This is a genomic window from Bifidobacterium margollesii (genome assembly GCF_002860355.1).
Classification (GTDB): domain Bacteria; phylum Actinomycetota; class Actinomycetes; order Actinomycetales; family Bifidobacteriaceae; genus Galliscardovia; species Galliscardovia margollesii.
In genome coordinates this window covers 54505-66851 of the sequence record NZ_NMWU01000025.1, presented here as the reverse complement: position 1 = coordinate 66851, position 12347 = coordinate 54505, and the positions used below count along the sequence as shown (strand labels likewise).

10 protein-coding genes are annotated in these 12347 nt (G+C 63.1%); 8 read left to right on the top strand and 2 right to left on the bottom strand.

Annotated features, from left to right (window positions below; all coding sequences use genetic code 11):
• The coding region (locus Uis1B_RS07535) for an IS3 family transposase (protein ID WP_133124881.1) at positions 1-484 on the top strand (484 nt) is incomplete at its 5' end.
• 955 nt (positions 485-1439) lie between these two features.
• Here Uis1B_RS07535 and Uis1B_RS07530 read toward each other — a convergent pair.
• On the bottom strand, positions 1440-2507 hold the full coding sequence (locus tag Uis1B_RS07530; protein ID WP_101617032.1) for an aggregation-promoting factor C-terminal-like domain-containing protein: 1068 nt from the start codon (positions 2505-2507) through the stop codon (positions 1440-1442).
• 220 nt (positions 2508-2727) lie between these two features.
• A complete protein-coding gene (trxA, locus tag Uis1B_RS07525) occupies positions 2728-3078 on the bottom strand; it encodes a thioredoxin (protein ID WP_101617030.1) in 351 nt (116 codons plus the stop codon).
• 174 nt (positions 3079-3252) lie between these two features.
• Between trxA and Uis1B_RS07520 the strand changes: the two genes are divergently transcribed.
• From Uis1B_RS07520 to Uis1B_RS07490, 7 genes are all read left to right on the top strand, one after another.
• The gene (locus tag Uis1B_RS07520) at positions 3253-3882 is read left to right on the top strand and encodes an NUDIX hydrolase family protein (protein WP_101617028.1); all 630 of its coding nucleotides are present in this window, start codon (positions 3253-3255) and stop codon (positions 3880-3882) included.
• Between the two features lie 40 nt (positions 3883-3922).
• Positions 3923-4774: an alpha/beta fold hydrolase gene (locus Uis1B_RS07515; protein WP_341476254.1), complete on the top strand. Its 852-nt coding sequence runs from the start codon at positions 3923-3925 to the stop codon at positions 4772-4774.
• A gap of 54 nt (positions 4775-4828) precedes the next feature.
• A complete protein-coding gene (gene nudC / locus Uis1B_RS07510; RefSeq protein WP_101617026.1) occupies positions 4829-5917 on the top strand; it encodes an NAD(+) diphosphatase in 1089 nt (362 codons plus the stop codon).
• 189 nt (positions 5918-6106) lie between these two features.
• Positions 6107-7666, top strand: a complete 1560-nt coding sequence (locus tag Uis1B_RS07505; RefSeq protein WP_101617024.1) for a L,D-transpeptidase — start codon at positions 6107-6109, stop codon at positions 7664-7666.
• A gap of 321 nt (positions 7667-7987) precedes the next feature.
• Positions 7988-8410, top strand: a complete 423-nt coding sequence (gcvH, locus tag Uis1B_RS07500; RefSeq protein WP_101617054.1) for a glycine cleavage system protein GcvH — start codon at positions 7988-7990, stop codon at positions 8408-8410.
• Positions 8403-9677, top strand: coding sequence for an App1 family protein (locus Uis1B_RS07495; protein ID WP_101617023.1), 1275 nt, complete (start codon positions 8403-8405; stop codon positions 9675-9677). Before gcvH ends, Uis1B_RS07495 begins: the two co-directional genes overlap by 8 nt.
• Positions 9678-9798: 121 nt before the next feature.
• On the top strand, positions 9799-12321 hold the full coding sequence (locus Uis1B_RS07490) for a S9 family peptidase (RefSeq protein WP_101617021.1): 2523 nt from the start codon (positions 9799-9801) through the stop codon (positions 12319-12321).
• Positions 12322-12347 lie beyond the last annotated feature (26 nt).

Here is a 12347-nt window from a genome sequence, read left to right as displayed (position 1 = left end):
CTGGATGAAGCTGGGCACGGACGTCACCGAGTTCAGGGTCGCCGGCGGCAAGGCGTACCTGGCGCCCGTCTACGACATGGGATCGAAGGAGATCGTCGCCTGGGACGTAAGCCGGCGTCCCGACCTCGCCCAGCAGCGAAGGCTGCTCGCCATGCTCGAGGACCGTCTGCCCGAGGGCGTCGATCCCGTGCTCCACAGCGACATGGGATGGCAGTACCAGCACCGGTGGTGGCGCGACCGTCTCGCGGAACTGGGCATACGCCAGTCCATGAGCAGGAAGGGCGACTGCATCGACAACGCCGCGACCGAGCAGGTGTTCGGCCATCTCAAGGACGAGTTCTACACCGGCCGCGAGTTCGCCTCCTACGAGGAGTTCGAGACCGGTCTGAACGAGTACATCATCCACTGGAACACCAGACGACGCCAGAGACGGCTGGAGGGACGCACCCCGGAGGAATTCCGGAGTATGTCCCTCGCAGCCTGATCAGGTACCCTTAATAAACCGCGTCTAACAATTGGGGCGCAGTTCAGTTGCTGGTCGTCGATCACCTCATCAGTCGGCTCCGCCGACAGCTTCCCCTCAAGGGGAAGCCAGGAAGCAACGTCGAGGGCTTGCTGACAGGCGAGCGGAAACCGCGGCCGCAGGCCGTCCGTTCTTGCGGTGAAGGTGGCCCCGAGTTCACTTCCTGCCTTCCCCTTTGAGGGGAAGGTGGCCGACGCAGTCGGTCGGATGAGGTGCCCCGAACGAAGCACCATTCGATACGGATTCGATGCGAAGCCGCTTGCATCACCTCATCAGTCGGCTCCGCCGACAGCTTCCCCTCAAGGGGAAGCCCCCCAGTCGGTCTATCCTTCTGCCCTCCCCCTGAAGGCCGAGCAGTGCGGGTATCGTACCGTCACGCGGTCCAGATACCGTCACGCGGTCCAGGTACCGTCACGGGGGTCACCTATTCCATGTGACGCAGTGAGTGGATCCTTGAAATTTCAACGTTCTGACGGGGGCGTCACAGGGAATACCTATTCCGTGTGACGTGAAATAGTCCGCGTGACGGTGATGTACGGTGATGCACGACGATGCACGACGATGTACGGTGATGCACGGTCCATGCACGGTCCATACACGGCAAAATGTGAACACCACGACAGTCTGACAGGCCTCGAATCTCGAGGAAGCCGCAAAAGCCACAGAGGTCGTGAAAGTCACCAAATCCACAACCGTCACAAAGCCATGGAAGCCGCAGACGATACGAAACGCCGTAAAGCCGCGAAAGTCACGAAAGCAGTGAAGCCCGCGACCTCCTGCACACCTCTGTGAGCCGCAAAAAAAGCGACCTTGCGATCATCTCCAATCGCAAGGTCGCTTTTTGTATGCGTTGCGCTTCACGGTTTGCGTGCCGCACGCCAACGGATACACGCGGCACACCGGCGAACCGGCCGATTTAATACCAGCTGTGCGAGAGCCAGAAGCTGTAGGCGCCCTGAATGCCGCCGTAGCGTTCGTTGCAGTAGCTGATGAACCACTTGAGCTGAGTCTGGTAGTTGTTCTGCCAGTCAGGGCCGGCGGAGGCCATCTTGCTGCCCGGCAGAGCCTGCGGCAGACCATAGGCGCCGGAAGAGGGATTCGTGGAATGCGGATCCCAACCCGACTCATGGTTGATGATGTACACCAGTCCAGTGAAATCAGCCTCGCTGTAGCCGCTGGAAATCAGATAGTTATGCGCCCACTGCTGCATCTCGCCAACCGGAGCGGTGGTGCCCACCGAAGTCGAGCCGGACGAACCGCCGGACGAGCTACCCGAGTTGGACGAACCGGAGCTGCTGGAGGCCACGCCCGTGCCCACCAGCACCACCTTGTTGGTCGGCGCGGTCTTCACCCACGAGCTGATCGTATTGCTGGAAACCACCTTGCTGCCGGCCTTGGTCACCAGATTCGTGCGGGCCATTACACCCTTCTTGCCCTCGGTCTTCACCTGCTTGGTGCCGGCGGGCAGCGAATCGGTTTTCTCCTCCACGGTGTTGAACGGAATCTCGCTTTCCGTGGTCTCCACCGTCGACCCGGAACGTTCGATCTTGATGACGGTGGATTCGCTCACCTTGGTGGTCAGCGACGGGGAAACGGTGTCCCCCGACTCCAAAGTGATGCCCCCCTGTTCGAGCACGGACTTGACGGTGGTGAAGTTCTCGCCGAGCACCACACGCGAATCCCCGTTGATAACGACCTTGACATACGAGGTATTGGCGTCGGCGCCGCCGCGACCCTCCTTGATGGCCGTACGCACGTCGCCACGGGAGGCCGCCTGGAAGGCGCTGACCTCGTCGCTCTTCGTGGCGGAGTAGGCGGTGATCGTGGAACCGGTTCCGGCGTTCTCGCGACGATAGAAGTTCTGCGTGGCGAGGCCGCCGCCGACCATCAGGGCCACCACGGTCAGGCCTCCGGCCACACCCATCCACTGACGGCGGGTGAAACGCTGAAGAACAAAGGTTTTTTCCTTACGATGGCGTGCCATGAATCTCCTTACGACGGCACAAAACAGGCTCACACAATTTCCACATCTTACCGGCCGATCGTTACCTATGCAAAACGCCGGCGCAGGATGCCGGCGTTTTCGTCATGTCGGTGGTATATTGACGGCTTTTCCGATTGGCCGCGAGGCCAAGGCGCCAATCACGGAACCAGGACGCTGATCGCGAGGTCAGGACGTCTGCGACGGCGGATCACTCGTTGGATCACTCGGCGGATGCTGCCGGAGCGGCGGACGAGTCGGCCGTGACCTTGCCGATCAGCTCCTCAAGATCGGATTCGCGCAGGGCGCCGGCGTTCTTGAACACCACCTCGCCGTTCCGGATGATGATCAGCGTCGGCACGGCCTGAATCCCCGCGGCCTGCGCCAGACCCTGCTCCTGATCGATGTCGACCTTGGTGAACCAGATGTCGTCGTGCGCTTCGCTGGCGGCCTCGTAGATCGGTCCGAAGGCGCGGCACGGACCGCACCAGGTGGCCCAGAAGTCGATGAACACCAGCGGATGGTTCTTGATGGTCTCCTCGAAGTTCGCGGCGTTCAGCTCGTGAGTGGCCATGACGTTCCCCTTTCAATGCATGGGTGCCGATGCACGGGCGCGCGGAAGCACCTCAAGCAAACATACTCTGCTGTCAAGCATCTCACGGATGGGCGGCCCGCGCGAATGTTCCTCTGCCGGCTGATTGCGTGGACATGTCATGCAAAGGTCACGTCGGGGAACGATAATGGCCACATGCCGGTTTTGAATGACGAAGTGCCCGACGAGGGCGACTACGATGCCTCACGCCGCCGGGGCGAGTTCGACAACATCACCCCCGACGACTTCATCCGCGGTTCCGGAGCGGGCAATCCTCCGGGATGGCTGGATGCCTTCGATATCGACCACATCCGCCATCAGCTGCCGATCGTGTACGTGGAGATCGTGCCGGTACGCACCGACGAATTCGGACGCATCGCCAAAGTGGGCACGCTGCTGCGCGTAGGCGACGACGGGGCCATCGAACGCACTCTGATCACGGGCCGTGTGCTGTTCCACGAATCGTTGCGCGAGGCCGTGGCCCGCAATATCTCCAAGGATCTGGGAGACATCGCCCTGCCGATGTTCCCGGTGAGCCTGCAGCCGTTCACCGTGGCGGAATTCTTCCCGACTCCCGGTGTTTCGGAGTTCTACGATCCTCGTCAGCATGCCGTGGCGCTGTGCTACGTGGTGCCGATCGCCGGAGACTGCAAGCCGCAGGACGAAACGCTCGACGTGGAGTGGGTGAGTGCCGAGGATGCCGTGCGCCCCGACTTCATCAGCCAGCTGAGCAACGGCCACGGCACCGTACTGCGCCGGGCGCTCGCATGGGCCTCGCTGGGCTAGACCGATCTGGGCTAGACCGATATTGAAAGGATGATTCGTCATGACCATGACCATTCTGCAGACCACCTATCGTCAGGGTGACCCGGCAGCCGTTCCGGTGGTGCTGGTCCATGCGTTTCCGGTGGATCACCGGATCTGGGATGTGTGTGCAACCCGGTTGCGCGAGTGCTCCGAGGGAGACGGCGACCCGGCCTTCGGTATCTATGCGCTGGAAATGCCCGGCGCCGGCGAATGTCCGGTGCCGACCGTCGAACAGACCGGTCCGGTTGCCGAGGACGGTGCGTATCCCGAAGCCATGACCCGCATGGCCGAGTCGTATGCCGAAGCGTTCCGTGCCACGGGATTCCACAAGGCCGTGTGGGTGGGCATTTCGATGGGCGGGTATCTGATCCTGGAACTGCATCGTCTGCACCCGGAGATGTTCGCCGGCATCATCCTGTGCGACACCAAGGCCGAAGGCGATAGTCCCGCCACCCGGGCCAACCGTGTGGCCATCGCAGCCGAATGCGAGGAGCACGACACCGTGGACCCGGTGATGCACTTCGCCGAGCCCCATGACGGCGACTCGGCGTGGAAGCGTTCGGCCGAGGCGGTTTCGCTGTTCACCGGTTGGATTCGCAGCCAGCATCCCCGTGGCGTGGCGTGGCGTGAACGGATGGCCGCCGCGCGTCCGGACGAAACCGACCAGTTGGCGAAGATCACCGTGCCGGCGGGCATCATCTCCGGCACGCTCGACCCCTCCAGCGCTCCGGATCGCATGAGGCCGATCGCCGAGCGGATGACCGGCACCGACTGCGCGTTCACCGTGATCGAGGACGCCGGACACTTCACCTGCGTGGAGAAGCCCGACGAGGTGGCGCGCGCGATCCTCGAACTGTGGCGTAGGGCCTGAACCGGCGCATCGCCCGCCCTCATCGGAAATCTAATCGGAAAGACGTCGAATATCGTGAATACATTCTCGCCATTGGCCCTTACCCAGACCCTGCCGTTCCTGCCGCTGGCGCAAGGCACCATCGACTATGAGGTCAACCGTCGCGGTGAGGAGGGGCTGATCGAATCCGTGCTCGCCGAGCCGACGACCCGCGTGCTGCTGGTCTCCAACGGCAACATCGCCGTGCCGAAGGGGCAGGGCGTGCTGGCCGACTACGATGCCGGCAAGATGCGTCCGGCGCTGCTTCCCGGCGCCTACGTGCGTGACGTGCTGCACTCCAACCGGGGCATCGTGCCGATTTTTCTCGGCTCGCAGTCCGAAACGATGGGTTCCGTGGCGGGCCCCGTGCATTACGTGGCATTGGACATCACCCGGGCGGTTTCGGCCGTGCCGGATTCGGTCACGATGAGCGCGGATCACGGTTTTGACGCCGAATCGTCTGCGGATGGAGCGGCGGAGGGGCTCATCGCCCAGGCTTCGGAACGGTTCGATTGGGTGAATCTACGTGGATTCGCCCCGCATGTCGGCTCCCGGGACGCCGGTCTCGCCACCAGTGCGGTCACCGTGTCCGTCTGGCATAACCGCCAGCGATTCTGCCCCTGCTGCGGCGCTCCCGTCCAGCCGGCTTTGGGCGGATGGGCCCAGCGATGCACGAATGACGCCGACGGCCGTCGTATTCTCTTCCCCCGCATCGAACCGGCCGTGATCACGGCGATCGTTGACGGGCGGGATCGTCTGCTGCTTCAGCACAATGCCGCGTGGAAGGGCAATCTCTATTCCGTGTCGGCCGGGTTCGTGGAGGCGGGGGAGAATCTGGAGCATGCGGCCCGTCGTGAGGCGATGGAGGAAACCGGCATTCGGCTGGGCGAAGTGCGCTATCTCGGTTCGCAGCCCTGGCCATTCCCCGCGTCGCTGATGATGGCGTTCAAGGCTCAGGCGCTCAGCACCGAGATTCGGGTCGATCATGAGGAGACCGCTGATGCGCAGTGGTTCACCCGCGACGAATTCACCGCCGCCATGATCTCCGGCCGCATCGGCGTGCCCGGCAAGGCCACGATAGCCCGGTACATGATCGAGGAATGGTATGGGCAGCCGCTTTCGTGACGTTCCGCACGCGGACTGATCGCGGGCCGAGTCCGGGCCGAGCCCGGTCTGAGCCCGGGACGATTCTGTGGCGTTCGCCACATTGCCGTTCGGCAAGGGTGAACGTTACGGAAAGGTCTCCTTTCGCTGGCCGGTTGGTCGCGTATAGTTAGTGGGGTTGACCGCGATAGAACCGGGGAAAGCACGACAATGGACCAGAACAACAGCTATAACGCCAATTTCGCCGCAGACAATGCGGAAACCATCGCTATGGCACCGCTGAACATGGAGGCGATGCCCGAGCAGCAGGGGAATCATCGTCACACTGCGAAGAGGAAGCCGGTCGCTCTGATCGTCGCCCTGTCCCTGCTGGCTCTGGTGATCGTGCTGTTCGCCGGGTATGTGATCGGCGGTCAGTACTACTTCAAGGACAAGGCCGCGCCGGGCGTCACCTTCGGCGGTACGTCGGTGGCCGGTCAGACCGCGGATGAGCTCAAGGCCACCGTGAACGATGCCGTGGCGGCGTCCGCCGTGCAGGTTTCGCTCAAGGGAGGCGACGCCACCAAGGCCAGCCTGAAGGATCTCGGCGTCACCGTTGACGTGAACAAGACCGTGAACGACCTGCTCAACGCGAAGAAGGACAACGTCTTCGCGAAGGTCAATCCGTTCCAGAAGACATCCGTGCCGATGACCACGAGCACCGACAAGCTCGCCATGAGCACCTATCTTTCCGACACGCTGATCGGTGAGGACGCCCGCGTGGTGAACGCCTCCGTGCGCTACGACACCGCATCCAACCAGTTCACCGTCTCCGCCAGCCGGTCCGGCGAATCCCCGAAGCTCGACACCGTCGCGTCGCGAGTCGCCGAGATCTCCGCCAATCCGGGCACCACGCTGAGGGCCGTGGTCGAAACGCAGACCGAGAACGCTCCGATCAGCGACGAGACCGCCGGCACCACGGCGACCGAGGCCAACAAGCGACTCGCCAGCCAGATCGTGATCTCCAACGGCGACACCAAGCAGTTCACGATCCCCTCCAGCGAAATCGCCAAGTGGATCAAGGTGAACGGCGACCCGTCCAAGGGCACGCTGTCGCTCTCCTATGACGAGAACGCCATCAACTCCTACCTCTCCGGAACCCTTGCCAAGGAACTCAACCAGAAGTCCGTGGCCGAGCAGAACGTGGTGAACTCCCAGGGCACCGTGCTGGCCGTGGAAGTGGAGGGCGTCAATGGCGTGGAAGTGGCCAGCGACACCAGCAACACCGCCACGCAGGTCGTCGAGGCGCTGAAGAACGGCGCCTCCAGCGAGATCAAGGCCGATGCGAAGATCACCAAGTACGAGACGAAGTCGCGTACGGTGCGCTACGACATTCCGAACGGTGACCCCCATGCGGTGATCAACCTCAGCGAGCAGAAGGTCTATGCCTACAAGGGCACCACGCTGGTGAACACCTTCCTGATGTCCTCGGGCAAGCCCAGCACGCCCACCGATACCGGCACCTACTACGTGCACACCAAGTACACGTCGCAGACCATGCGCGGTGAGGACTACGTCACGCCGAACGTGCCGTGGGTCACCTACTACAACGGCGGCGAAGGGTTCCACGGCGCTCCGTGGAACACCGACGGCATCGCCAAGGGCGAACCCCGCTCCCACGGGTGCACCAACATGAACGTGGGCGACGCGAAGTGGATCTACGACTTCCTGCCGCTCGGAGCGCAGGTGCAGGTCGTCGGCGGAACACCGTCCTCCGCCGTACGCGGCTGACGATCCTCCTTCCCCTCACAGGGGAAGGAGGCCGGCGTAGCCGGTCGGATGAGGTGGGTATGGCGTTGCTTGGTGTTGTTGGGCTGATGTTTTGTTCGGGTCACCTCATCAGTCTCGTTGCACTCGACAGCTTCCCCTCGAGGGGAAGCCGAGATGCGACGTCGGAGACCTGCCGTCCGCTCTTGCGGAGAAGGTGGCCGGCGTAGCCGGTTCATTTCCTGTCTTCCCCTCCGAGGGGAAGGTGGCCGGCGTATGCCGGTCGGATGAGGTGGATCGGTAGCCGCAGGCCTTCGGACGATGGCCACGGGTAGTCTGGTGCATATGAGTGACGAACAGCGTGAATTTTCATCCGAGGACGCCGGCAAGAGCATCGACATCCCGGATCATCTGAGCTATACGGCCGATCACGTATGGGTGGACGATTCCGTCGATCCGCTGGTCATCGGCATCACGGAATACGCCACCGAGCAGCTGGGGGAGATCGTCTTCGTGGAATTCCCCGAAGTCGATTCGCAGGTTGAGGCCGGCGATGAGATCGCTCAGCTGGAATCCTCCAAAGTGGTCTCCCCGCTGATCAGTCCGGTGTCCGGAACGGTGAAGTACGTCAATAGGGAAGCCTACGACGATCCTTCCGTGATCGACAACGATCCGTATGGCGAAGGCTGGCTCATCAAGATCGCGGCCGACGACGACGCCCCCGATCTGCTGACCGCCGAGGAATACGGCAAGGTAGCCCATGCCTGACCTTCCCGATCCGCAGCATCTGCACCGACTCCACACCCCGGCAACACCGTTGCGGGAGACGCCGTCGGTGAGCGAAACGCCCACCGACGCCCGTGGCAAGGAGCTGATTCCGGCCCAGCATGCCACCACCACCTTCGATGCGGCCAGCAAACACGAGCGTATTTCGTCCAAGCCGCTGCGCGTTCGCGTGGTGCGTCATACGGTGCTCGGCGTGTTCGGCGTGTGGACGAAGGTCTCCAACGTCATCGCCCGGCGAATGGGATGGTTCCCGCGCGTCGAACCGTACATCGGCTACGGCACCGGCTCCTACTCCCGTCTGATCTGCCGCACGGTGTACGCGCCGATGAGCCGCACCGCCGGAGTGATCATGCGCGGCATCCGCGCGCTGTTCATGGTGCCCGCCGCGCACACGCAGGTGAAGATCAGCATCGACTCCACGCCGCTGGTCACCGTGCAGGTGGGGGAATCCGCCGCATACGACGCGGTGGACGAGCATCCCGACCAGAGCAGCAAGTACGCGATCTCCGACACGCAGGGCTATCTCGATCTCGTCGCCGAACGGGAACTCGAACCCGGCAAACACGACGTCAGCTACACCGTCGCCCGCCGCGAGCCCGTGCATTCCACGCTGTACACCATCCCCGCCGACGCCAAGGTGGGCATCATCTCCGACGTGGACGACACGATCATGGTCACGCAGGCGCCGATCCTGTGGCGGGCCGCCTACAATCTGCTGCTCCTCAATCCGCGCAAGAGGCTGTCGGTGCCGTCGATGTCGGTGTTCTACTCCAAACTTCAGGAGCGGTTCCCCGACGCCCCGTTCTTCTACCTGTCCACCTCGCCGTGGAACGTCGAGGGGTCGATCCGCCACTGCATCGAATACCACGGCTTCCCGGAAGGGCCTCTGCTGCTGCGGGATCTCGATCCGCGGCCGAAAACCTTCATCCAGACCGGCGTGCAGCACAAACTGGAGTTCGTGGAGCAGCTGATGGCCGACTTCCCGCAGATGAAGTTCATTCTGCTCGGTGATGACGGCCAGAAGGATCCGACCACCTACGCCACCATCGCCCAGCGGTACAAGGGTCGTGTGCTGGCGATCGGCATACGGCAGCTCAATCCGGGGGAGAGCGGCATTCCGCTGCAGAAGATGGCCGGGGTCACGGTCACCCCGCCGGCCCCAGCCACCGACGTGCCGGTGTTCTACGGCACGACGGGCATGAATCTGATGAAGACGATGCTGCCGTATCTGAAGAACCTGCACGACTGAGCCTGACTGGGCGTATTCCGGGTGTATTCCGGCGCATTCCGGGCGTTTCCCGCTTGCGCCCTATGATGAACCGCGGCCGCAATGCGCCCATAGTCCGTATGGGCGTGCGATACTGAATCACATGACTTCTTCGGACTATCAGGGAGACCCCGCCTTCGATGACGTGGCCGGGCTCAAACCGCCCTATGCGGTGAAGGAACCGAGCCGTCGTGCGGCGCAGGGCGACGTATTCGACGACCCGTACGAGTGGATGCGCGACAAGGAATCCGCGCGAACCCAGCAGTACGTGGCCGCGCAGAACGAGTATTGCGAACGTCGTATGGCCGGGCTCAAAACACTGCGCGGCACGCTGTTCGAGGAGATCAAGTCGCGCATCCAGCAGACCGACATGTCGGTGCCGACCCGCATGAACGACTACTGGTATTTCACGCGTACCGAGGAGGGCAAGCAGTACGGCATTCAGTGCCGGGTGCCGGTGCGCGATGCGGACGATTGGGATCCGCCGACCATCAACGCGAACGGTATGCTGGCCGACAGTCAGGAGGACCAGACCGAGGAAGTGGTGTTCGACTGCAACGTGGAGTCGGAGGGCCATGATTTCTTCAACGTCGGCGGGCTTGATCTGAGCCACGACGGCCGATACCTGGCCTACAGCGTGGATACGGCGGGCAACGAGCGGTACGATCTGAGGATCCGCGATCTGAGGACCGGGGAGGATTTCCCCGAAGTGATCCACGAGGTCGCCGGCGGCGGATGCATCACGCCGGACGGCCGATGGGTGTTCTACACCCGCGTGGACGAGGCGTGGCGCCCGTACTGCGTGTGGCGCCACCGCATCGGCGCGTCGCCCGACGAGGACGTGGAGGTGTATCACGATCCCGATGACCGGTTCTGGGTGGGGGTCGGCACTTCGTTCGACGAGCAGCACATCATCATCGAATCCAGTTCCAAAACCACCTCCGAGGTGCTGATGCTTCCGGTGGAAACCCCGGAAGGTGAGTTCCGTCCGTTCATCGAACGCCAGCCCGGCGTGGAGTACGACGTGAGCTTCGCGCGCTTCGAGGATGAGCGCGGCGACATTCCGGTGGCGATGGTGATCCATAACGTCTCCAACCCGAATTTCGAGATCGACGTGATCGATATGCGTCTGCATAAGCCGCCGTACAAGCTCGGCGAGGGCATGTGCGTGGCGCAGGGCAGTCCGGCGGGATGCGAGCCGCCGCGCGGCGTGACGCCGTCGCCGGCCACGCGCGCCACGTTCTACCAGTCCGTGGGCACGATCTGCTCGAATCCGCGCAACCCCGCCGTCCTGCAGGACGTTCAGGGGCTGCGCATCGAAGGCATCGCCATGTACAAGCATTTCGTGGCGCTGTCGTACCGGGCCAATAGTCTGCCGCATCTGGCCGTGATGCCCAAACGGCAGGCCAAGGAGGATTTCCTCGCCAACCGGCAGTGGGGGTTCGGTGAGGTTCTGCCGCGCGTGGAGGGCAAGCTGTATTCGATCGGCATGAGTGGCAACCCCTCGTATGAGGCGCCGCGCATGCGCTACACCACCATGAGCTACACGCAGCCGGGGGAGCTGCACGAATACGATCCGGAAACCGACGAGGACGTGCTGCTCAAGCGGTCCACCGTGCTGGGCGATTACAATCCCGCGGACTACGCCGAAAAACGGCTGTGGGTGCGGGTGCGCGACGGCGAGCATGTGCCGGTGTCGTTGGTGTGGCGTCGCGGTACGGTGCCGGCTCTGGAAGGGGCCGCCGAGGGGCTGACCAGCGAGGTGATCGAGGCTCCTCGCGAGCTGACCCTCTCGCTGGAGGACTCCGCCTACAGCCAGTCCGTGCGATCCATGGAAAGCGTGGACGACGATGAGAAGCTGGAGCGGATTCATTCGAAGCCGTTGCGAGCCATGTTCATCACCGGATACGGCGCCTACGAGATCAGTTCGGATCCCACCTTCTCGGTGCCGAGGCTGAGTCTGCTCGACCGCGGCGTGCTGTATGCGGTGCCGCATGTGCGCGGCGGCGGCGAAATGGGTCGTGCGTGGTACGAGCAGGGACGCAAGCTGCATAAGATGAACACCTTCATCGATTTCGTCGACGCCACGGCCGCCCTGCAGCGTGCCGGATACGCCGATCCGCGGCACACCGTGGCCAACGGCGGTTCGGCCGGTGGCCTGCTGATGGGTGTGGTCGCGAACATGGCTCCGCAGCTGTATGCGGGCATCGAGGCCGACGTGCCGTTCGTCGACGCGCTCACTTCGATTCTCGATACCTCTCTGCCGCTCACCGTCACCGAGTGGGACGAGTGGGGCGATCCGCTGCATAATTCGAACGTCTATCGCTACATGAAGGATTATTCGCCGTATGAGAACGTGATGGATGCCGATGAACGCGAGCAGACCTTCGGCACCCGGCATTTCCCCGCCATGTTCATCACCACGTCGATGAACGACACCCGCGTGCTGTACGTCGAGCCGCTCAAGTGGCTCGCCCGTCTGCAGGAGCCTGCTGCCGAGGTCGACGCCGTGGCGAAGATCGAGGTCGAGGCCGGGCACGGCGGTGTTTCCGGCAGGTACAAGCGTTGGCAGGAGATCGCCTACGAGAACGCCTGGTGCCTCGCCGCCATGGGCATCGAGGATTGACGAAGCCGTCCATAAGGTGGTGTTCA

Bases quoted from the DNA above. Each gene is read 5' to 3' on its own strand.
- Uis1B_RS07530 (WP_101617032.1), bottom strand. From the start codon at position 2,507: ATGGCACGCCATCGTAAGGAAAAAACCTTTGTTCTTCAGCGTTTCACC.
- trxA (WP_101617030.1), bottom strand. From the start codon at position 3,078: ATGGCCACTCACGAGCTGAACGCCGCGAACTTCGAGGAGACCATCAAG.
- Uis1B_RS07520 (WP_101617028.1), top strand. From the start codon at position 3,253: ATGCCGGTTTTGAATGACGAAGTGCCCGACGAGGGCGACTACGATGCC.
- Uis1B_RS07515 (WP_341476254.1), top strand. From the start codon at position 3,923: ATGACCATGACCATTCTGCAGACCACCTATCGTCAGGGTGACCCGGCA.
- Uis1B_RS07505 (WP_101617024.1), top strand. From the start codon at position 6,107: ATGGACCAGAACAACAGCTATAACGCCAATTTCGCCGCAGACAATGCG.
- gcvH (WP_101617054.1), top strand. From the start codon at position 7,988: ATGAGTGACGAACAGCGTGAATTTTCATCCGAGGACGCCGGCAAGAGC.
- Uis1B_RS07495 (WP_101617023.1), top strand. From the start codon at position 8,403: ATGCCTGACCTTCCCGATCCGCAGCATCTGCACCGACTCCACACCCCG.
- Uis1B_RS07490 (WP_101617021.1), top strand. From the start codon at position 9,799: ATGACTTCTTCGGACTATCAGGGAGACCCCGCCTTCGATGACGTGGCC.